Genomic DNA, 20,965 nt, shown 5'->3' on the forward strand with positions numbered 1-20,965 from the left:
AGTTACGGCGGTCATAGCGGTGGGGAAACGCCCGGTCCCATTCCGAACCCGGAAGCTAAGGCCACCTGCGCCGATGGTACTGCACTCGACAGGGTGTGGGAGAGTAGGACACCGCCGGAACATCCTTCACGATAGGGGACCCAATATTGGGTCCCCTATCGTCGTTTCCGGGGTCTTCGGGCTCTGTAGGGCAGTCCTGTGTCTCCAGGTCACGACCTGGGCGCGTGGTTGAATTCAACAAGAAGCCGGGTACTCCCCGGCAGCAGACTTTCGAAAGGGATCACCGTGTCCGAACACAACGACGGTCAGAGGCCGTTCCGGCGGGGCGCGTCCGATTCTGGTCAGCGCGATGCCGGCAACAGCCGCCCGTCCCGTGGGGCCGGTGACTCGGAGTCGGGTCGAAGCGGCGGCTTCCGCCGTGGCGGCGCGGACAATGAACGCGGATTCGGCGAACGGCGCGAGTTCCGTCGCGGAGATTCCGGAGGGACCGGCGGTTTCGACCGCGGCGGGTCCACCGGTCGCGGCAGCTCCGACAGCCGCGGGGGTTCCGGCGGTGGTTTCCGCCGCGACTCCGACCGTTCCGGCTCGCGTGACGATCGTGGCACCGGAGATCGCGGTGGTTTCCGTCGTGGGGGCGACAGCGATGGCAGCGACAGAAGCGGCGGGTTCCGCCGCGACGATGCGGGCCGTCGTGGCGGCGACTCCGGTGGGTTCCGTCGTGGCGGGGAATCCAGCGGTGCGCGTGGCGGGTCGGGGGAACGTGGCGGCTTCGATCGCGGTTCGCGTGGTAGTGACGTCGGCGGTCGTGGCGGCTTCGGTGATCGCCACCGCTCCGATCGCGAGGGTTCGCAGCGCGGTGGGGGCGAGGAGCGTGGCGGTTTCCGCCGTGGCGGATCGGGAGATTCAGGTCCCAGGGGCGAGTCCGGTCGCGGTGGTTTCCATCGCGGTGGCTCCGCGCGCGGCGGCTCGGACCGCGGTGGTTTCGAGCGCGGCGGCTCGGACCGTGGCGGCTCGGACCGTGGCGGCTACGAGCGTCGCGGTTCCGATCGCAGCGGTGCGGATCGTTCCGCTGCGGATCGCGGTGGTTTCCGGCGTGACTCCGACCGCCCCGGTTCGCGTGACGAGCGCGGCGCCGATCGTGGTGACCGCGCCGGGGCCGGTCGTGGTGGTTTCGACAAGGGGGGATCGGAGCGCGGAGGTTTCGGCCGTGGCGGCTCCGACCGTGGCTCCTCTGATCGGGGCTCTTCTGACCGTGGTGGTTCGGAACGTCATGGCTTCGATCGGCGCGATCGTGGCGGGTCCGATCGCTCGGGTTCTGATCGTGCTGGTTTCGAGCGGGACGGTGTCGACCGCCGTGGGGCCGAAAGGGGCGAGTCCGGCGGGTTCCGGAGAGGTGGCGGCGAAAGCCGTGGTTCGGACAATCGCGGCTCGGACAGCCGCGGTGGGTTCGATGATCGGCGGCGCGGAGGCGAGGGGGCTCGCAGTGCGGGCGGCCGCTCGCTGGATCGGCGTCCGCCCAGGCCGGAGGAACCCGACCTGCCCGATGACGTCGAGGCCTCGGATCTCGACATGGCGGTGCGGCGCGACCTGCTGAGCCTGGACAAGGGCAATGCCGAGACCGTGGCGCGGCATCTGGTGATGGCCGTGCGGCTCGTCGACGACGATCCGAGCCTGGCACTGGCGCACGCTCGGGCGGCACGGCAGCGTGCGGGCCGGATCGCGGTGGTGCGTGAGACCGCCGGTGTGGTCGCGTATCACGCGGGTGAGTGGGCCGAAGCGTTGTCCGAGCTGCGCACCGCGCGCCGGATGTCGGGTGGCGCCGGGCTGCTCGCGGTGATGGCGGATTGCGAACGCGGCCTCGGCCGTCCCGAGCGTGCCATCGAGCTGGGCCGCAGCGACGAGGCGCGGGCGCTCACCGGGGACGAGGCCAGCGAACTGCGCATCGTCGTCTCGGGCGCTCGCATGGACCTCGGTCAGTACGACCAAGCCGTGGTGACCCTGCAAACCGCCGACCTGGATCCGGAGCGGACCGGCTCCGCCGCGGCCCGTCTCTTCTACGCCTACGCCGACGCACTGGTGGCTGCGGGCCGCACCGCCGAGGGGCTGGAGTGGTTCCTCAACGCCGCCTCCGCCGATCTGGACGGCGAGACCGATGCCGAGGATCGTGCGGCCGAGCTGACCGGCGGCGAGTAGCGGGGAGTCACCGGCGTCGCTTCGCCGCGCCGGATCCGGACGGCAGTGCTGAGGCCGCACTCGTCCGACGAGCCGTGTGAGGCTACACCAGCCTTCGAGCCGAGCATGTCCGGACGGGCGCGCTGCCTGTGCGGACCGGACCTGCATGCGGCCGGGCGATTGCGCTGAGTTCGGGGCGCTTCGGCGGGGTCGAGCAAGCGCATGGGTCTGGAGGTCCTTCAGCAGGGCAGGTCCGGGACGCCGACCCATGGTGCGGGTACGCCGGGCGTCGTACCGCGCCGCCGGGTGTCCGCTCGGGAGAGCGCTGCGCATCCGGCCGGCTCGTCGAGGAGGGCGATGCCCCTCGCCGAGGTCGTCGGTGGGCTGACGTAATGTCGAGTGACGCCGAAGCGGATGCCGGGACACGACGATCCCGGTGCGGGAAGCGAACGAAGTGGGAGTGGTGTGAAGCGGTTACGAGATCGCTACGAGGCGTTGCTGCTCGACCTGGACGGCACGCTGTACCGGGGCGCGGCGGTGATCGACGGAGCGCCCCAGGCGCTGGCGGGCACACAGGGCTCGGCGCAGCGGCTCGCCTACGTGACGAACAACGCCAGTCGTGGGCCCGAGACGGTGGCCGCGCATCTGGCCGAACTCGGTTACCCGGCCACACCGGACGATGTGGTCACCAGCGCGCAGGCCGCCGTCCGGCTGCTCGCCGAGAAGCTCACTCCCGGCGCCGCGGTGCTCGTCGTCGGCTCCGAGGACCTGGCGGCCGAGGTCGCGACGGCCGGGCTGACGCCGGTCCGGCGCTATGACGGGGAGATGCCCGCGGCGGTCGTGCAGGGGCATTCGCCGGATACGGCGTGGGCCGATCTGGCCGAGGCCGCCTATGCGCTGCGGGCGGGTGCGCTGTGGGTGGCCGCCAACACCGACAAGACCTTGCCGAACGAGCGGGGCCTGGCGCCAGGCAACGGCGCGATGGTGGCCGCCTTACGCGCGGCATCCGATCTGGAGCCGGTGGTGGCGGGCAAGCCGTTCGCGCCGCTGCTCGACGACGCTGTCGCCCGCGTCGGCACCAGGGCCGCGTTGGTGGTGGGCGACCGGCTCGACACCGATATCGAGGGTGCCGACCGGGTGGCCCTGGACTCGCTGCTGGTGCTGACCGGCGTGAGCACCCTGGACGAATTGGCCGCGGCCGGTTCGCGGCGGATACCGACGTACGTCGCGCACAGCCTGGACGCGTTGAACCATCCGCCGGTGGACACCGACACGGACCTCGACCTCGCCGAGCGGTTGCGTCGGCACCCCGGTAGGGCGGTGACGGTTCGCGCGTCCCGTTCGGAAATCCGATAGCGTTGGCACCACGATGACTACTCCGCACACAGCGCCCCGGCCGGGTGTTCCGTTGCCGGGACAGCACATGCCCGGCGCCCATGGGCAGCTGGAACCGGCCGACCCGGATCGCATCCGCGCCGAGATCGACGAACTGCTGTCCGAACTCGACGCCGGCGGCGGTCACTCGGGTCCGGCGGAGAGCGCCGAGGCGGGTGTGGACATCACTCGGCGCGCGCGCATCCTGGAACAGGCACACGACGTGCTGGTCCAGGCCCTGGCCACGGTGGACAAGATCTGAGGTGGCCAGGCGTGCGCGAGTGGACGCCGAGCTGGTTCGTCGCGGATTGGCCCGATCGCGTGAGCACGCGGTGGAGCTGATCGGCGCGGGCCGCGTCCTGATAGCCGGAACAGTGGCGACGAAGCCCGCCACCGCCGTGGAAGCGGGCACTCCGCTGGTGGTGCGTGAGCAACCCGACGAGGTGCAATGGGCCTCGCGTGGCGCGCACAAATTGCTGGGCGCGCTGGAGCGGTTCGAACCCGAGGGCCTGTCGGTGGCGGGGAAGCGCTGCCTGGACGCGGGCGCCTCGACAGGTGGTTTCACCGATGTGCTGCTCAGTCGTCAGGCCCGTGAGGTGGTCGCGGTCGATGTCGGTTACGGCCAGCTGGTGTGGCGGCTGCGCAATGACGATCGGGTGCGGGTGTTCGACCGCACCAATGTGCGCTCTCTGACGCCGGAGGCGATCGACGGCACGGTCGAATTGGTGGTCGGGGACTTGTCGTTCATCTCCCTCGCCTTGGTGCTGCCCGCGCTCGCGGCGTGTTCGGCCGACGGCGCCGACCTGCTGCCGATGGTGAAACCCCAGTTCGAGGTCGGCAAGGACCGGGTGGGTTCCGGCGGCGTGGTGCGTGATGCGCGATTGCGCGCCGAAGCGGTGTGCGAGGTCGCCGCGGCCGCCGCCGAACACGGCCTGCGGACCCTCGGTGTGGTGGCCAGTCCGCTGCCGGGGCCGTCCGGGAACGTCGAGTACTTCCTGTGGCTGCGCAAGATCGGCACCGGCGGGGTCGACTACGACGGCGACCAGGTGCGTGAGCTCGTCACGCGAGCGGTCGAGGAGGGCCCGCAATGACCGAGCGGGGCACCGGCCGGGAGATCCTGTTGATCGCGCATCCGGGGCGCGCGGAGATCGTGGAGACCGCGCACCGGGTGGCCAAGATCTGTGCCGGTGCCGGAATCGGGCTACGGGTGCTCGACGACGAAGCGGGCAGCACCCGCTTCGACAACGCGGAGCAGGATTCGGTGGCGGCGGTCGTGCCGGGTGATGACGCGGTGCGGGTGGTCTCCCACGGTCCGGGGGCCGCGGTGGGCTGCGAAATGGTCCTGGCGCTCGGCGGTGACGGCACCTTCCTGCGAGCCGCCGAATTGGCCAGGCCCGCGTCGGTGCCCGTGCTGGGGATCAATCTGGGCCGCATCGGTTTCCTGACCGAAGCCGAGGCCGAACATCTCGACGAGGCGCTGGGGCAAGTGGTGCGCCGCGACTACCGGGTCGAGGACCGGATGACCATCGACGTGTCGGTGCGGGTGGACGACGAGATCGTCGCGTCCGGCTGGGCGTTGAACGAGGCCAGTATCGAGAATGCCACGCGCATGGGCGTTCTCGAGGTGGTACTCGAGGTGGACGGCAGGCCGGTGTCTTCCTTCGGTTGTGACGGAATCCTCATTTCGACACCGACCGGTTCGACGGCGTATGCCTTTTCGGCCGGCGGTCCGGTGGTGTGGCCGGAACTCGAAGCGCTGCTGGTGATTCCGAGCAATGCGCACGCGCTGTTCGCGCGCCCGCTGGTGACCAGTCCCGAGTCGCGGATCGCGGTCGAGGCGGTCGCGACCGGCCACGATGCGATAGTTTTCCTTGACGGCAGGCGAACCATGGCGCTGCCACGCGGCGGCCGGCTGGAGGCGGTGCGAGGCAGTGAACCGGTGCGCTGGGTGCGGCTGGATTCCGCTCCCTTCGCGGACCGGATGGTGCGCAAGTTCCAGCTACCTGTGACCGGCTGGCGAGGCAGACGGCGAACGGAGAGCACACGTGCTGACAGAGATCAGGATTGACAGTCTCGGTGTCATATCCGCGGCCACCGCGCAGTTCCACGAGGGTCTGACGGTTCTCACCGGTGAGACGGGCGCGGGCAAGACGATGGTGGTAACCAGTCTGCACCTGCTCAGCGGCGCCCGCGCCGACCCGGGCCGGGTGCGCTTGGGTGCCGAGCGCGCGGTGGTGGAGGGGCGGTTCACCGTCGAGGATCTCAACGAGGAGGCGCGCGAGCAGGTCGGCAAGGTGCTCGAGTCGGCGGCCGCGGTCGCCGACGACGACGGCAGCGTCATCGGGATTCGTACGGTGGGCAGCGACGGGCGTTCCCGCGCGCATCTGGGTGGTCGCGGTGTGCCCGCCTCCGTGCTGGCGGATTTCACCGCACCGCTGCTGACCGTGCACGGCCAGAACGATCAGTTGCGGCTGCAGAAGCCCGAACAGCAACTGGCCGCACTGGATCGGTTCGCGGGCGAGACCGTGGTCTCGCTGCTGCGCACCTATCAGATGAACCGGCGCGCCTGGCTGAACGCCCGTGAGGAACTGTTGGAGCGCACCGCGCGCAGCAGGGAACTGGCTTTGGAGGCCGATCGGCTCAAGCACTCCCTCGACGAGATCGACGCCGTCGCACCCGAACCCGGCGAGGACGTCCGCACCGTCGAGGAGGTCCGCAGGCTCAGCGATCTGGATTCGCTGCGCGAAGCCGCTGCCGTGGCCCACGCCGCGCTGGCCGGTCCGGCCGAGGACCCCGAGGCCGGTTCCGGTGCGCTGGAACTGCTCGGCGCGGCACGCGCGCGCCTGGAATCGGCCGAGGATTCCGCGCTTTCGGCCTTGGTTCCCCGGCTCGGCGAGGCCATCGCGGTGGTGGTCGACCTGACCACCGAGCTCAGCGGGTATCTCGCGGACCTGCCGTCGGACCCCAGCGCACTGGACTCGCTGCTCAATCGGCAGGCGGAGCTGAAGAGCCTGACCCGCAAGTACGCGCCCGACATCGACGGCGTCATCGCCTGGGCCGAGGATTCCAGGAAGAGGCTGGAATCCCTCGACGTCTCCGAGGAGACGTTGACCAAGCTGGCCGAAGAGGTGGAGGTCGCCGCCGAGAGGTTGCGGTCCTCGGCGGGCAAGTTGAGCACTGCGCGCCGCAAGGCGGCGGGCAAGCTGGCCGCCGCGGTCAGTGCCGAGCTGGCGGGCCTGGCGATGGGGAAGGCGCAGTTGGATGTCCGGGTGCTGCCCGTGCCCGCGGGCTCGCAGGATTCGGCGCCGCTGACCGTCGACGGCGCGACCCTGCACGCCGGGCCGAACGGCGTGGACGATGTGGAATTCCGGTTGTCCGCGCATTCGGGCGCGCAGTCGCTGCCGTTGAGCAAGAGTGCCTCCGGTGGCGAGCTGTCCCGGGTGATGCTGGCGCTGGAGGTGGTGCTGGCGAGTTCCGATCACGGCGCGACGATGGTGTTCGACGAAGTCGACGCCGGTGTCGGCGGTCGCGCGGCAGTCGAGATCGGGCGCAGGCTGGCCCGGCTCGCGCGCACCCATCAGGTGATCGTGGTGACGCACCTGCCTCAGGTGGCAGCCTTCGCCGACACCCACCTGGTGGTCGACAAGGCCGACGACGGCGAGGGCACGGTCAACAGCGGTGTGCGGGCACTGACCAAGGATGAACGGGTCGTGGAACTGGCGCGGATGCTGGCCGGGCTGGACGATACCGAGACCGGACGGGCACATGCCGAGGAACTGCTGGAGATGGCGCGAGCCGAACGCGCGGACGCCTGAGGCGAGGTCGTCGGCGACCTTCGGCGCGCGATCGGAGGTTTTCCGCGACCGCGCGCCGTCGTGACCGAGTCTCAGGCTTTGAACGCCTTGCGGGTGGCGCCGAGCATCTGGTTGATCAGCGTGCGCAGACCGGCCTCGACGATCTTGTCGGGCAGCGGGAGGCTGGGCACGGACTCCATCGTGTAGGTCACCTTGGTGCCCCCGTCGGCGTCGGCCAGCAGGATGGTTCCGATGTGGCGCTTGACCGGCATACCCTTGATGATCTCGTATTCGACCTTCTCGCCGGGCACGAGGACACGGGTCTCTTCGACGAAGCCGATCTTTCCGCGCCCGACGGTGTACTGCGCGCCGATGCCCTCCGGGGTGGGCGATCCGGGCTTGGTCAGCGTGAACTGCACGCCGGGCATATACGGGTTGATGCCGTCGCGCTGGGTGAAGAAGGTGTAGACGACATCGCGCGGTGCGGCGATGACGGCCTCGACGGTGGTGCGAGCCATGAAAGTTTCTCCTATGCGGCCGGTACGTCGTCGGAAGTGTATAGGTCGTGCGTCACTGCCTCTCTCACCGTGTCACCCGCGTCACCGGGCGGCTCCGGTTTCGGATGTCGGGAACCGGTAACTGCCGAAGCATCGGACAGCACACCAGGAGGACGACGGATGATCTCTACAGGACTACGGACAGCGGCGGTGGCGGCGGCGACGGCGGCGTGTGCCGTGCTGGGTGCGGGAGCCGCCACGGCCGCCCCGATCCTCACCGAGGACAAGGTCGAGGAGGGCTCGATCGCCCTCGACAGCCTGCCCGAGAGCGAGGAGTGGACCTGCGTGCTGTTCGGTGCGGGGGCGCAGACAATGGTCCGCGTGGACATGGCGCGGGTCGGCGAGTCCCGGGGCGGATTCGCACCCGGCAGCACCGTGACGGCGGGTTGCGTGAGCATGGCGCCGTTCGGCGTCACCACGGTCACCGGCGTGACCTCGCTCGAAGACGAGGACTGAGCCGGTAGCGGAAGGCCCGGGCACAGCGGTCGTGCCCGGGCCTTTCGCTGTCGAGCGCCGCCCGTTTTCCGGCGTCCCGGCCGGGTAGGCCATGACCAGAACCGGCGGGCCGTTGGCGACCCGGCTGTCCCTTCGTGAGGAGTGATGCATGAAAGCCGTGACGTGGCAGGGCAGGCGCAAGATCTCGGTCGACGAGGTGCCGGATCCGCGCATCGAGGAGCCCACCGACGCGATCGTACGGATCACCTCCACCGCTATCTGCGGCTCCGACCTGCACCTGTACGAGGTGCTGGGCCCGTACATGACCGCCGGCGACGTACTCGGCCACGAACCGATGGGAATCGTCGAGGAGATCGGCGGCGATGTGCGCGATCTGAATGTCGGCGACCGGGTGGTGATTCCGTTCCAGATCAGCTGCGGAACCTGCCTGATGTGCATGACCGGACTGCCGACGCAGTGCGAGACGACCCAGGTACGTTCGCACGGCAACGGCGCCGCGCTGTTCGGCTATTCCGAGCTCTACGGCAGCGTGCCGGGTGGCCAGGCGCAGTACCTGCGGGTGCCGCACGCCGACTTCACCCACATCAAGGTGCCCGCGGGCGCGGACGATCAGCGGTTCCTGTATCTGTCCGATGTCCTGCCGACCGCATGGCAGGCGGTCGAGTACGCCGCGATTCCCGCGGGTGGCTCGGTGACCGTGCTGGGCCTGGGACCGATCGGCGACATGGCCTGCCGGGTCGCTGCGTACCGGGGCTACCGGGTCATCGGCGTGGACCGGGTGCCGGAGCGGCTGGCGCGCGTCGCGGCTCGGGGAATCGAGGTGATCGACTTCTCCGCCGTGGACGGCTCGCTCGGTGATGTCATCCGTGCCCGGACCGGCGGTCGGGGAACCGATGCGGTGATCGACGCGGTCGGCATGGAAGCGCACGGCTCACCGGCGGGCGCGCTGGCGCACCGATCGGCGGCCCTGCTGCCGGACTCGATGGCGCAGAAAGTGATGGACACCGCGGGGATCGACCGGATGGCCGCGCTGGACAACGCGATCGACATCGTGCGCCGCGGCGGCACCCTCTCACTGGTCGGCGTGTACGGCGGCATGGCCGATCCGCTGCCGATGAGGGTGTTGTTCGACAAACAGGTACAGCTGCGGATGGGCCAGGCCAATGTCAAGCGCTGGGCGCCGGAGATCCTGCCGCTGCTCGGCGACGGCGATCCGCTGGGCGTGGAATCGTTTGCGACCCATCGGCTCCCGTTGTCCGAGGCGCCGCGCGCCTACGAGATGTTCCAGCGGAAAGAGGACGGAGCGGTCAAGATCGTGCTCGATCCGGCGGCGTGAGGTCGGTTGTCGCAAGGCCGTGGGTCCGGGCGCCTGCGCGGGCCGTCCACCGCGGGGCGGAGGTCGCCGGACACCGGGCCCGGTCGACTGCCCCGTCGATCCTCTGTCCTGTCCTGTGCTGTGGCCGGTCGCCCATCGCCGGAGGGTGTCGATCCGTCGCCGACGATCATGGTCACGTTCAGGCGGACCGAGCGGGGATCGCGGCGTTGAGTGCGGCCGCGAACTCGTAGCCGGACTGCCAGTCCGTACCGGTGGGGGCGGCGACGAGTCGTTGTACCCCGGCCTCGGCGTACCGGGCGGCCTGGTCGGCTGCTTTGTCCGGGTCGGTGCCGAGTGGCGGGGCGACGACCGTGATCGACGGTGCGGGCCTGCCGAACTCGGCTGCCAGGTCACGGAGTTCACGGGCACTCGTCTCGATCTGTTCCGGCGTCGCGGCGATGGCCATCCAGGCATCGGCGAACTCGGCCGCCCGCCGCCGGGCGCGTGGGCCGTCCCCGGCGACCAACAGGGGCGGCACCGTGGCTCCGGGGGAGATGGCGACCTCGGTGCCGTCCGGCAGGGCGGCGGTGCGGCCTGCGATCAGATCGGGAAGTACCCGCAGCGCGGCGTCGGTGGCGCGGCCTCGGTCGGTGTAGGACGCGCCCGCGGCCCGCCACCCGATGTCGCCGTGGGCGGGGTTTCCCGTGCCGATTCCGACCAGCAGTCGGTCGCCGGAGACGTGTTGCAGGCTCGAGATCTGCTTGGCGGCCCAGACCGTCGGCCGCAGTGCCAGCAGTAGGACGCCGTAGCCGATGCGGATGCGGTCGGTCACCGCGGCGGCGGTGGCCAGGGTGACGGTGCTGTCGAGGATCGGCGCACTGGCCACCAGGTGGTCGGTGGACCATACCGATTCCAGCCCGGCCGCCTCGGCGAATCGGGCGCTCGCGCGGACGTCGCCCAGGATCGGCTGGGAGGGGTCGGGTGTCGAGGTGGGCAGGATGACACCGATGTCCATGAGAACTCCTTGGAACGCTGTGACGGTCAGGTCCGTCGATGCGGAACAACCGCGCGTCGTCCAGATCTGTTCCGGGCGGCCGACACGCCCGAGGTGGAATCGCCACCGGGTTGTGAGAATGCACAGATACCGGTAGTTCGGTCCGAATCTCACCGAGATACAAGGGTTTTTGGCGGGGACCGCCTCATCGGTCCAGCGCTCGGATGCCATAGCCGGATGGAATCGGTTGCCGTAGCGAATCCGTCGGCTCCCGGAGGTGACAAGAGTGTGGAGATCGGAGACGAATCGGCAGGGCGGCTACTTTCCGGTATCCAGTTCTACTGGCTGTGATGAACTCCGATATCGATGCAGCGGCCATACCGCAACAGTGGATGCCAGAAGTGTGCCCGTGGCCTTGTCCATCGCCTCGGGGTGGCGACGAATGTGACTCACCACTCGGCGCGCCTCCAGCACACGCCGCGCCGATGAGGTCATCATCGGCCACATGAAGTTGCCGGCCCTGTTGTCGAAGAACACCGAAACGCTGCCCGGCCGTACCGGGATAGCCCGGGTGGATCGCAACACCCGGCGCCTGCTGCGGCGCATCGGGCCGGGCGATATCGTCGTCATCGACGAGATGGATCTCGACCGCGGCACCGCCGACCGGTTCCTGGAGGCCGGTGTCGTCGCGGTCGTCAACACCTCGCCGTCGATCTCCGGGCGGTATCCGAATCTCGGCCCCGAAGTCCTCGTCGCCAACGATGTGTTGTTGCTGGACACCGTCAGTTCCGACGCGTTCACCAAGATCAAGGACGGCAGCAAGGTCCGCATCCACGACGGCGTCGTCTACGCCGACCGGCTGACCAAGAAGGAACCGGAGGCGCTGGTCGAGGGCATCGAGTTCACCGAGGCCACCATCGCCGAGCGGATGATCGAAGCGCGCAACGGATTGGCGGACCACCTCGAGGCGTTCGCGGGCAACACCATCGAGTTCGTCCGCACCGAGAGTGCGCTGCTGATCGACGGCATCGGGGTGCCCGACCTCGAACTGGACATGAAACAGCGGCACGTGGTCGTGGTCGCGGACGGCCCCGATCATGCCGACGACCTCAAGCGACTCAAGCCGTTCATCAAGGAGTACGCGCCGATCATGGTCGGCGTCGGTCGCGGCGCGGACACCCTCACCAAGCAGGGCTACCGGCCCGACCTCATCGTCGGTGATCCCGAGGAGATCACCTCGGCCACTCTCAAGAGCGGCGCCGAGGTCATCCTGCCCGCCGACACCGACGGTCACGCGAAGGGACTCGAGCGCATCCAGGACCTCGGCATCGGCGCCACCACCTTCCCGTCCTCGGGCGCGCCCGCCGATCTGGCGCTGTTGCTGGCCGAACATCACGGCGCCGCGCTCATCGTCACCGCGGGCGCGGCTGCCTCGCTCGACGACTTCTTCGATCGCGGCCGCCGCGACAGCAACCCGGCCACCTTCCTGACCAGGCTCAAGGTCGGCACCAAGCTCATGGACGCCAAGGCCGTGGCCACCCTCTACCGCAACCGGGTCTCCGGGGTCGCGGTGGCGATGGTGGTGCTCGCCGCGCTGATCGCGGTGATCGTGGTGCTGCTGGCCTCCAACAGCGGCACCGACGTGCTGGACTGGGGGATCGACTCCTGGAATCGATTCGCGCGATGGTGTCAGGGCCTGTTCGATTCGGGTGCGAGTTAGCGGGGCCGACGATGATCTCTCTGCGTCAGCACGCCGTCTCCATCGCCGCGATCTTCCTGGCCCTCGCCATCGGGGTGGTGCTGGGGTCGCAGACCCTGGCGGCCGATCTGCTGTCCGGCCTGCGTTCGGACAAAGCCGCCCTGCGCGAACAGGTCGACGACCTGAGTGAACGCAATCGCGTCCTGACCGAGCAGGCCGATGCCGCGGACCGGTTCATCGCCGGTTCGGCGGGCCGTCTTCTCGGCGGTGTGCTGGCCGAGCGCTCGGTGGTCGTGTTCACCACTCCCGACGCCGACCCGACCGACGTGGAAGCGGTCGGCCGTGGCCTGGAGACCGCGGGTGCGGCGGTGAACGGCCGGATCGCGCTGGAGGACGCCTTTCTGAACGCGGCCGAGGGTGATCGCCTGCGCACCGCGCTCACCAACACCATTCCGGCGGGCGCGCAACTGCGCACCGGTGCCGTGGATCAGGGCAGCCTGGCCGGCGACCTGCTCGGTCTGGTGCTGCTGCTCGATCCTGGCACCGGACAGCCGCGCTCCAATCCGCAGGAACTCGCCCTGGTGCTGGAGACCCTGCGCGGGGGCGGATTCCTCGCCTACGGGGATACACCCGTGCAGCCCGCGCAGCTGGCTGTCGTGGTGACCGGGAGCGGAGACCGGGCGAGCGAGAACGCGCGCGGAGCCAATGTCGCCCGGTTCGCCGGGGCGTTGCGGGGCCGGGGCGCCGGGGTGGTGCTGGCCGGGCGCGCCGGCGCCGCCGACGGCCAGGGCCCGCTGGCTGTGGTCCGCCAGGATTCGGCGCTGACCTCGGTGCTGACCACCGTGGACAACCTGGATCGGGAGATCGGCCGGGTCACCGCCGTGCTCGGTCTGACCGAACAGCTGGGCGGCGGCGCGGGTCGATACGGAACCGGCTCCCGAGCGACCTCGCTCACCTTCGCCGCGCTGCCGGGCTGATCAGGTGCAGGCGACCGGTCAGCAAACGGGTGTGGCGTGCGAACGCCCCCGCTCGGCCGTGTTACGGTAAAGACCCGTGGGTCATACACGGATTCAGGCGCGAACCGCCCCGAAACATATCTTCGTCAGCGGTGGTGTCGCCTCCTCATTGGGTAAGGGCCTGACCGCCTCCAGCCTCGGTCAGCTGCTGACTTCGCGCGGACTGCGCGTCACCATGCAGAAACTCGACCCGTATCTCAACGTCGATCCGGGCACCATGAATCCGTTCCAGCACGGAGAGGTGTTCGTGACCGAGGACGGCGCCGAGACCGACCTCGACGTCGGTCACTACGAGCGCTTTCTCGACCGCGACCTTTCGCGGGACGCGAACGTGACCACCGGGCAAATCTATTCCTCGGTGATCGCCAAGGAGCGGCGCGGCGAGTACCTGGGCGACACCGTCCAGGTCATCCCGCACATCACCGACGAGATCAAGAATCGCATCCTGGCCATGCGCGGCCCGGACCTGCAGGGCCAGACCCCGGATGTGGTGATCACCGAGATCGGCGGCACCGTCGGTGACATCGAGTCGCAGCCGTTCCTGGAGGCCGCGCGCCAGATCCGCCACGACGTCGGCCGCGACAACGTCTTCTTCCTGCACGTCTCGCTGGTGCCGTACCTGGCGCCCTCCGGCGAGCTCAAGACCAAGCCGACCCAGCACTCGGTGGCGGCGCTGCGCAATATCGGCATCCAACCCGACGCGCTGATCCTGCGCTGCGACCGTGAGGTCCCCGAAGGCCTCAAGTCCAAGATCGCGCTCATGTGCGACGTCGAGGTCGACGCCTGCATCTCCACCCCCGACGCGCCCTCGATCTACGACATTCCGAAGGTGCTGCACCGCGAGGGCCTGGACGCGTACGTGGTGCGCAGGCTCGGCCTGCCGTTCCGTGACGTGGACTGGACCGTGTGGGGCGATCTCCTCGACCGCGTGCACTCCCCGCGCGAAGAGGTCGAGGTGGCGCTGGTCGGCAAGTACGTCGACCTGCCCGACGCGTACCTCTCGGTCACCGAGGCGCTTCGTGCGGGCGGGTTCGCCTCGCGGGCCAAGGTGAATATTCGCTGGGTGGCCTCCGACGAGTGCGAGACCGAGGCGGGCGCGTCGGCCGCGCTGCGCGATGTGGACGCGGTGCTCATCCCCGGCGGGTTCGGCATTCGCGGCATCGAGGGCAAAGTGGGCGCGATCCACTACGCCCGCACCCGAGGCATCCCGCTGCTCGGTCTGTGTCTGGGCCTGCAGTGTGTGGTCATCGAGGCGGCGCGCTCGGTCGGTCTGACAGAAGCCAACTCCACCGAGTTCGAACCCGACACCAAGCATCCGGTCATCTCCACCATGGACGACCAGAAGCAGGCGGTGGCCGGTGAAGCCGATCTGGGCGGCACCATGCGCCTGGGCGCCTACCCGGCGGTGCTGGCGAAGAACTCGGTGGTCGCGCGCACCTACGGCAGCGAGCAGGTCTCCGAGCGGCACCGGCACCGCTTCGAGGTGAACAACGCCTACCGCGACCGGATCGCCAAGAGCGGCCTGAAGTTCAGCGGGACCTCCCCGGACGGCCTGCTGGTCGAGTTCGTCGAACTGCCCGCCGACAAGCACCCGTTCTTCGTCGCCACGCAGGCCCATCCCGAGCTCAAGAGCCGCCCCACCCGCCCGCATCCGCTGTTCGCCGGGCTGATCGCCGCCGCGCTGAAATATAAGCTGGCCGAAAGGCTTCCGGTGGAACTGCCGGAACAGGAGCTGGCGAAAGCCGAACAAGGGGCATGAATGAGCGAGCGCGACGGCGGCGCCGGGCACATACCGGGTAGCCACGACTTCGAGACCGTGGCATCCCGGACGCTGTATTCGGGCGCCATCGTCGCGCTCCGCATCGATCAGGTCGCCATGCCCGGCGGGCGGGTGGTCGAACGCGAGGTCGTCGAACACCACGCCGCGGTCGCGGTCGCCGCGATCGACGACGAGGACAACATCGTCCTGATCCGCCAGTACCGGCACCCACTGCGGCGCCGGCTGCTGGAGCTGCCCGCGGGCCTGCTCGACATCGCCGGGGAGGATCCGCTGGCCGCCGCGCAGCGCGAGCTGGCCGAGGAGACCGGGCTGGCCGCGCGCGAGTGGTCGGTGCTGGTGGATGTGGCGCTGTCGCCGGGCTTCACCGACGAGGCGCTGCGGGTGTACCTGGCGCGCGGCCTGTCGGCGACCGAGCGTCCTGAGCCCGAGCACGAGGAAGCCGACATCGAGGTGATCCGCATGCCGCTCGCCGAGGCGGCGCGCGCGGCGCTGACCGGGGAGATCGTCAACGCCACCGCGGTGGCGGGCGTACTCGCGGTGACGGCGGCGCGGGCGGGCGATGTGCCGCTGCGTCCCGGCGACGCACCGTGGCCGGATCAACCGACGACCTTCCTCGAGCGCAGGCTCGAGCGCAGGACGCCGACAGACCGCGCGGCGGAGGATCGCCGGTCGGCGGGCGGAGCCTCGGACTGAGGAGGATCGACGCCATGCTCGCACGCGAGATCGACACCTACCTGGACCATCTCGCTGTCGAGCGCGGTGTGGCCCGCAACACCTTCGGCGCCTATCGTCGCGATCTGAGCCGCTACCGCGAGTTCCTGAGCGCGCGGGGCGTCGACACGCTCGACGGGGTGGGGGAAATCGACGTCGCCGATTTCGCCGTCGAATTGCGCGCCGGCGGGGCCGAGCACGTCCCGCTGGCGGCGAGCTCGGTGGCGCGCGCCCTGATCGCCGTGCGCGGACTGCACCGATTCGCGGCCGCCGAGGGAATCGCCACCACCGACGTGGCGCGCGCCGTCAAGCCCCCCGCACCCGGGCGCAGGTTACCCAAGGCGCTGCCCTACGACACGGTGCTGCGTCTGCTCGAGGCGGCAGGCGGGGGACCCGCCGCCGACGATCGAACCCCTGGCACGGATACGGGGCCGCGCGGTCTGCGCGATCGCGCCCTGCTGGAACTGCTCTACTCCACCGGCGCCCGTATCTCCGAGGTGACCGGCCTGGATGTCGACGACCTCGACACCGCCGAGCGCGCGGTGGTGCTGCGCGGCAAGGGCGGCAGGCAACGCATCGTCCCGATCGGACGACCGGCGCTGGCCGCCGTCGACGCCTACCTGGTGCGCGGCCGTCCCGCGCTCGCGCGCGCGGGACGCGGACAGAGCAACGGCGGCGCCTTGTTCCTCAACGTGCGCGGCGGCCGATTGTCCCGGCAGAGCGCCTGGCAGGTGCTCCAGACGGCCGCCGAACGGGCGGGGATCGGGGCCGCGGTCTCCCCGCACACTCTGCGGCATTCGTTCGCCACGCACCTGCTCGACGGCGGCGCGGATGTGCGCGTCGTACAAGAACTGCTCGGTCACGCGTCGGTGACGACCACACAGATCTATACGCTGGTGACGGTCAGCACGCTGCGGGAGGTGTGGGCGAACGCCCATCCGCGTGCGCGGTGAGCGCCACAGGCCCTCGACGCGTGTCCGACCGCGTGTCTTGTACGCGCAGGCGGTAGCGTCTTACGAGAGCTGGACCGTACGAAAGCGAGGTCGGGCCCGATCGGCCTCGTTACGCTCGGCACAAGGCAATCGGGGGCGAAGCGTCCTGGCGACGCTCGGCAACGGGCAGGAACGTATAAGGAGCAGCGGATCGTGACGACAGCCGGCGCGGCGGAGCCGCCCTACGGTGCTGCGGCGGGGCAGTCTGTTGCGGCCCAGCCGCGTTACGGAGCCCAGGCCCAGCCGCGCAACGACACCCAGCCGCCGAACGACGGCGACGCGCAGCCGGCCGGCTTGCGACCGGTCGACGACGCGGAGACGGCATCGGAGACACTGTGGGGCGGCGGCGCACCGCCGGTTCCGGAGTCCGGGGAACTCGGCCCGACCGGGCGTCCGTTGCGTCTGGTGCCCGATCCGCCGCCGGTGGCCGTGCACGGCAACGCCCTGATCGTGGCCATGTGCAACCAGAAGGGCGGCGTCGGCAAGACAACCTCGACCATCAACCTCGGCGCGGCGCTGGCCGAATACGGCCGCCGCGTGCTGCTGGTGGACCTCGACCCGCAGGGCGCGCTCTCGGCAGGCCTCGGCGTGGCCCACCACGATCTCGACAACACCGTGCACAATCTGCTCGTCGGCGGGCGTACCTCCATCGACGACGTGCTGATGCACACCAAGGTCGAGGGCATGGACCTGTTGCCGAGCAATATCGACCTCTCGGCGGCGGAGATCCAGCTGGTCAACGAGGTCGGCCGCGAGCAGACCCTCGGGCGCGCGCTGGAGCCGGTGCGCGACCGCTACGACTACATCCTCATCGACTGCCAGCCCTCGCTCGGCCTGCTCACCGTGAACGCGCTGGCCTGCTCGGACGGCGTCATCATCCCGATGGAGTGCGAGTACTTCTCGCTGCGCGGACTGGCCCTGCTCAACGACACCGTCGAGAAGGTCCGCGACCGGCTCAACCCCCGGTTGAGCCTGTACGGCATCGTGGTCACCATGTTCGATGCCCGCCTGCTGCACTCGCGTCAGGTGATGTCGCGCGTCGTGGAGGTGTTCGGCGACGTCGTGTACGACACCGCGATCGCGCGTACCGTGCGCTTCCCCGACGCCAGCGTCGCGGGGGAGCCGATCACCACCTGGGCGCCGAAATCCGGCGGGGCCGAAGCGTATCGGGCGATGGCACGGGAAGTCATCCACCGGTCCGGCCGGTGAGCGCGGCCACCGACCCCGCGGCGCCGAATGTTCTCGACCAGGTAGAACCCGACCGACCGGAGCCCGTCTCGGATGCCGGCGCCGAGCCCGCGACGGGTTTCCGTTTGAAGCTGAGCAATTTCGAAGGCCCCTTCGATCTGCTGCTCACCCTGATCAGTTCCCGCAAGCTCGACGTCACCGAGGTGGCGTTGCACCAGGTCACCGACGAGTTCATCGCCTACACCAAGGCACTGACCGCGAGCATGAACACCGAGACCGGTCTGCGCGCGGACACGATCCTGGACCAGACCACCGAGTTCCTCGTCGTCGCGGCCACCCTGCTCGACCTCAAGGCCGCCAGGTTGCTGCCCGCGGGTGAGATGACCGACGCCGAAGACCTCGAGCTGCTCGAAGCCCGCGACCTGTTGTTCGCCCGCCTGCTGCAGTACCGGGCGTTCAAGCAGGTGGCCGAGTTGCTCGGTGAACTGGAAGCCGTCGCCTTGCGCCGTTACCCGCGCGCGGTGGGCCTCGAGGAACGTTTCGCCGGTCTGCTGCCCGAGGTCACGCTCGGCGTCGACGTGGCCGGTTTCGCCGATATCGCCGCGGCGGCGTTCCGGCCACGCCCCGCGCCGAGAGTGGGGCTCGACCACCTGCACCAGCACACCATCTCGGTCGCCGAACAGGCCGCACTGGTGCTGGAGATGCTCAAAGGGCGCGGGCCCGGCGGCTGGACCACCTTCGCCGAACTGGTCGCCGACTGCGAAGTCCCGGTGCAGATCGTCGCGCGATTCCTGGCGCTGCTCGAGCTCTACCGCGGCAAGACGATCGAATTCGACCAGCCCGATCCACTGGGCCCGCTGGCCGTCAGCTGGCTCGGCGATCCGGTCGACGGCGAGCCCGCGGCGACCGTGACATTCGAGGAGGACTACGGGTGAGCGAGATCCCGAACGGCGCGGCCGTGACCGCGGGGACGCCGGAGACGCCCGCGCGGACCGGTGGGGTGTCCGACATCACCGCACCCGCGCTGGATGAGGCGGAATTCCGCTCCGCGCTGGAGGCCATGCTGCTCGTCGTGGACGCTCCCGCGCCGGTAGAGCAGCTGGCGGCGGCCCTGGACGACACCACCGAACGGGTCGAGAAGGCGCTGCGTCAGATGTCGGCGGAACTCACCGCGCGCGGCAGCGGCATCGATCTTCGTTTCGTCGGTGACGGCTGGCGCTTCTATACTCGCACCGAGTACGCACCGTATGTGGAGCGCGTACTGCTCGACGGCGCCAGGACGAAACTGACCAGGGCGGCGTTGGAGACGCTGGCGGTCGTGGCATACCGCCAGCCGGTGACCAGGAACCGGGTGAGCGCGGTGCGTGGCGTGAACGTCGACGGCGTGATGCGCACGCTGCTCGCGCGCGGCCTGATCACCGAAGCCGGGACCGACCCGGAGACGAACGGCACGCTCTACCGCACCACCGAGTTGTTCCTGGAGCGAATCGGGCTGGCGTCGTTGTCGGACCTGCCACCGTTGGCGCCGTTGCTTCCCGGCGTCGACCTGATCGACGAGATCAACGACAGCTTGGAGACCGATCCCCGGTACACCAGGCTGCGCAAACCCGCCGAGGCCGACCTGGACCTCGGCACCGAGGATTGACGAAGGACATATGAATACCCCCGCTCGCCGAGATGGCACACCGGATCGTAGGAAACAAGGCGGCCAGCCCGCCCGTGGCGGCGCGAGCCGCGGCACGGGGTCACGTGGCGCCCGCGCCGCCCAGCGCGGCGGCCCTCGCCGGGACGGCGCACCTTCCTGGGACAACGACGACCGCGGCGGTCACGCCGCGGGCGGCAGGCGCAGTGGCGGTCAGTCCGCCGGTGGCCAGCGCAGCGGTGGTCAGTCCGCGGCCGGTCAGCGGTCCGGCCGTCCCGCCGCCCAGGGCCGTCCCGCCGCCCAAGGCGGGTCCACCGCCGGGCGGCCCAAGCCCGCCGGACAGTTCAAACCCGCCGCCGGCGCGCACAAGCCGACCGGCAAGAAGGCCAAGAATCCCAAGCCGCAGCGACAGGCCGCCGTCGCCCCGCTGCTGAGCAACGCCAAGCCCGCACGCCGTCAGAACGTCGAGCCCACTCACACCGAGGGCCCCGCCAAGCTGCCGTGGGGTGAGGGCGAGCGACTGCAGAAGGTACTGGCCAAGGCCGGTGTCGCGTCCCGGCGCGCGGCCGAGGAGATGATCGACCAGGGGCGGGTCGAGGTCGACGGCATGATCGTGCGTGAGCAGGGCCTGCGTATCGATCCGCAGACCGCGGTGGTCCGCGTCGACGGCACCCGCGTGGTGGTGCGCGATGAACTCGTGCACGTCGCGCTGAACAAGCCCAAGGGCTGGCAGTCCACCATGTCCGACGACCTGGGCCGCCCCTGTGTCGGCGACATCGTCGCCGAGCGGATTGCCGCGGGCCAGCGTCTGTTCCACGTCGGTCGCCTCGACGCCGACACCGAGGGCCTGCTGCTGCTCACCAACGACGGCGACCTCGCGCACCGCCTGATGCACCCCTCCTACGAGGTGTCCAAGACCTATCTGGCGACCGTGCACGGCGTGGTCGACAACAAGGTCGTCGGCAAGCGCCTGCGCGAGGGCGTCGAACTCGACGACGGTCCGGCCAAGGTCGACCGCTTCCAGGTGCTCGAGATCGGCGAAGGGCGTTCGCTGGTGAAGATCGTGCTGCACGAAGGCCGTAAGCACATCGTGCGCAGGCTGCTCGACGCGGTCGGCCACCCGGTGACCCGGCTGGTGCGCACCCACATCGGCCCGGTGGTGCTGGGCGATCAACGGCCGGGCACGTTGCGGGTGCTCGGCCGCGACGAAATCGGCAAACTCTACGAGGCGGTGCAGCTGTGAACGGTGTGCGGGTTCCGGCGGAACTCGAGGAC

General features: G+C 69.9%; 18 protein-coding genes, 1 rRNA gene and 1 pseudogene. 18 read left to right on the forward strand and 2 right to left on the reverse strand.

From position 1 onward, the window contains the following. The first annotated feature begins 3 nt into the window (after window positions 1-3). From rrf to recN, 7 genes and pseudogenes are all read left to right on the forward strand, one after another. Window positions 4-120: ribosomal RNA gene (gene rrf / locus IU449_RS28250) — 5S ribosomal RNA — on the forward strand. 1,065 nt (window positions 121-1,185) lie between these two features. After that, a pseudogene (locus IU449_RS28255) lies at window positions 1,186-2,193 on the forward strand (hypothetical protein); the annotation flags it as partial. A gap of 444 nt (window positions 2,194-2,637) precedes the next feature. Beyond that, window positions 2,638-3,528 (forward strand): HAD-IIA family hydrolase, encoded by an 891-nt coding sequence (locus IU449_RS28260; RefSeq protein ID WP_324188464.1) that lies wholly within the window; start codon window positions 2,638-2,640, stop codon window positions 3,526-3,528. Between the two features lie 13 nt (window positions 3,529-3,541). Beyond that, complete coding sequence (locus tag IU449_RS28265) at window positions 3,542-3,808, forward strand: hypothetical protein (RefSeq protein ID WP_195005230.1); 267 nt, start codon at window positions 3,542-3,544, stop codon at window positions 3,806-3,808. Between the two features lies 1 nt (window position 3,809). Beyond that, complete coding sequence (locus IU449_RS28270; protein WP_195005231.1) at window positions 3,810-4,637, forward strand: TlyA family RNA methyltransferase; 828 nt, start codon at window positions 3,810-3,812, stop codon at window positions 4,635-4,637. After that, window positions 4,634-5,614, forward strand: a complete 981-nt coding sequence (locus IU449_RS28275; protein WP_195005232.1) for an NAD kinase — start codon at window positions 4,634-4,636, stop codon at window positions 5,612-5,614. The genes IU449_RS28270 and IU449_RS28275 overlap by 4 nt, the downstream gene beginning before the upstream one ends. After that, window positions 5,592-7,361 carry a DNA repair protein RecN gene (recN, locus tag IU449_RS28280; protein WP_195005233.1) on the forward strand — a complete coding sequence of 590 codons (1,770 nt, stop codon included), beginning with the start codon at window positions 5,592-5,594 and terminating at the stop codon, window positions 7,359-7,361. Before IU449_RS28275 ends, recN begins: the two co-directional genes overlap by 23 nt. A gap of 71 nt (window positions 7,362-7,432) precedes the next feature. Here recN and IU449_RS28285 read toward each other — a convergent pair whose 3' ends face one another. After that, window positions 7,433-7,858: an SRPBCC family protein gene (locus tag IU449_RS28285; RefSeq protein WP_195005234.1), complete on the reverse strand. Its 426-nt coding sequence runs from the start codon at window positions 7,856-7,858 to the stop codon at window positions 7,433-7,435. A 159-nt stretch (window positions 7,859-8,017) separates the two neighbouring features. Here IU449_RS28285 and IU449_RS28290 point away from each other — a divergent pair, with 159 nt between their 5' ends. Next, complete coding sequence (locus IU449_RS28290; RefSeq protein ID WP_195005235.1) at window positions 8,018-8,353, forward strand: hypothetical protein; 336 nt, start codon at window positions 8,018-8,020, stop codon at window positions 8,351-8,353. A gap of 148 nt (window positions 8,354-8,501) precedes the next feature. Continuing rightward, complete coding sequence (locus IU449_RS28295) at window positions 8,502-9,689, forward strand: zinc-dependent alcohol dehydrogenase (RefSeq protein WP_195005236.1); 1,188 nt, start codon at window positions 8,502-8,504, stop codon at window positions 9,687-9,689. A gap of 178 nt (window positions 9,690-9,867) precedes the next feature. Here IU449_RS28295 and IU449_RS28300 read toward each other — a convergent pair whose 3' ends face one another. After that, complete coding sequence (locus IU449_RS28300) at window positions 9,868-10,683, reverse strand: LLM class flavin-dependent oxidoreductase (RefSeq protein ID WP_195005237.1); 816 nt, start codon at window positions 10,681-10,683, stop codon at window positions 9,868-9,870. Between the two features lie 484 nt (window positions 10,684-11,167). Between IU449_RS28300 and steA the strand changes: the two genes are divergently transcribed. From steA to IU449_RS28345, 9 genes are all read left to right on the forward strand, one after another. After that, entirely contained in the window at window positions 11,168-12,382 is a 1,215-nt protein-coding gene (gene steA / locus IU449_RS28305) for a putative cytokinetic ring protein SteA (RefSeq protein WP_195005238.1), read from the forward strand. Window positions 12,383-12,393: 11 nt separating this feature from the next. Further along, the gene (locus IU449_RS28310) at window positions 12,394-13,338 is read left to right on the forward strand and encodes a copper transporter (RefSeq protein WP_195005239.1); all 945 of its coding nucleotides are present in this window, start codon (window positions 12,394-12,396) and stop codon (window positions 13,336-13,338) included. Between the two features lie 76 nt (window positions 13,339-13,414). After that, entirely contained in the window at window positions 13,415-15,136 is a 1,722-nt protein-coding gene (locus tag IU449_RS28315; RefSeq protein WP_195005240.1) for a CTP synthase, read from the forward strand. Further along, window positions 15,137-15,850 (forward strand): NUDIX domain-containing protein, encoded by a 714-nt coding sequence (locus IU449_RS28320; protein WP_195005241.1) that lies wholly within the window; start codon window positions 15,137-15,139, stop codon window positions 15,848-15,850. It begins immediately after the preceding gene. Window positions 15,851-15,864: 14 nt separating this feature from the next. Further along, window positions 15,865-16,821 carry a site-specific tyrosine recombinase XerD gene (locus IU449_RS28325; RefSeq protein WP_195005242.1) on the forward strand — a complete coding sequence of 319 codons (957 nt, stop codon included), beginning with the start codon at window positions 15,865-15,867 and terminating at the stop codon, window positions 16,819-16,821. A gap of 333 nt (window positions 16,822-17,154) precedes the next feature. Continuing rightward, complete coding sequence (locus IU449_RS28330) at window positions 17,155-18,069, forward strand: ParA family protein (protein ID WP_195005249.1); 915 nt, start codon at window positions 17,155-17,157, stop codon at window positions 18,067-18,069. Next, window positions 18,066-18,983: a segregation/condensation protein A gene (locus IU449_RS28335; RefSeq protein ID WP_195005243.1), complete on the forward strand. Its 918-nt coding sequence runs from the start codon at window positions 18,066-18,068 to the stop codon at window positions 18,981-18,983. The genes IU449_RS28330 and IU449_RS28335 overlap by 4 nt, the downstream gene beginning before the upstream one ends. A gap of 23 nt (window positions 18,984-19,006) precedes the next feature. Next, complete coding sequence (gene scpB, locus IU449_RS28340) at window positions 19,007-19,693, forward strand: SMC-Scp complex subunit ScpB (RefSeq protein ID WP_416382250.1); 687 nt, start codon at window positions 19,007-19,009, stop codon at window positions 19,691-19,693. A gap of 10 nt (window positions 19,694-19,703) precedes the next feature. Continuing rightward, complete coding sequence (locus IU449_RS28345; protein WP_195005244.1) at window positions 19,704-20,933, forward strand: pseudouridine synthase; 1,230 nt, start codon at window positions 19,704-19,706, stop codon at window positions 20,931-20,933. Window positions 20,934-20,965 lie beyond the last annotated feature (32 nt).

This window comes from Nocardia higoensis, assembly GCF_015477835.1.
In the GTDB taxonomy this organism is placed as follows: Bacteria; Actinomycetota; Actinomycetes; order Mycobacteriales; family Mycobacteriaceae; genus Nocardia; species Nocardia higoensis_A.

What these genes read in the sequence shown, in the direction of transcription:
- IU449_RS28345 (WP_195005244.1), top strand. Translation starts at nt 19,704, where the DNA reads ATGAATACCCCCGCTCGCCGAGATGGCACACCGGATCGTAGGAAACAA.
- steA (WP_195005238.1), top strand. Translation starts at nt 11,168, where the DNA reads ATGAAGTTGCCGGCCCTGTTGTCGAAGAACACCGAAACGCTGCCCGGC.
- IU449_RS28310 (WP_195005239.1), top strand. Translation starts at nt 12,394, where the DNA reads ATGATCTCTCTGCGTCAGCACGCCGTCTCCATCGCCGCGATCTTCCTG.
- IU449_RS28325 (WP_195005242.1), top strand. Translation starts at nt 15,865, where the DNA reads ATGCTCGCACGCGAGATCGACACCTACCTGGACCATCTCGCTGTCGAG.
- IU449_RS28275 (WP_195005232.1), top strand. Translation starts at nt 4,634, where the DNA reads ATGACCGAGCGGGGCACCGGCCGGGAGATCCTGTTGATCGCGCATCCG.
- IU449_RS28290 (WP_195005235.1), top strand. Translation starts at nt 8,018, where the DNA reads ATGATCTCTACAGGACTACGGACAGCGGCGGTGGCGGCGGCGACGGCG.
- IU449_RS28300 (WP_195005237.1), bottom strand. Translation starts at nt 10,683, where the DNA reads ATGGACATCGGTGTCATCCTGCCCACCTCGACACCCGACCCCTCCCAG.
- IU449_RS28285 (WP_195005234.1), bottom strand. Translation starts at nt 7,858, where the DNA reads ATGGCTCGCACCACCGTCGAGGCCGTCATCGCCGCACCGCGCGATGTC.
- IU449_RS28320 (WP_195005241.1), top strand. Translation starts at nt 15,137, where the DNA reads ATGAGCGAGCGCGACGGCGGCGCCGGGCACATACCGGGTAGCCACGAC.
- IU449_RS28265 (WP_195005230.1), top strand. Translation starts at nt 3,542, where the DNA reads ATGACTACTCCGCACACAGCGCCCCGGCCGGGTGTTCCGTTGCCGGGA.
- IU449_RS28295 (WP_195005236.1), top strand. Translation starts at nt 8,502, where the DNA reads ATGAAAGCCGTGACGTGGCAGGGCAGGCGCAAGATCTCGGTCGACGAG.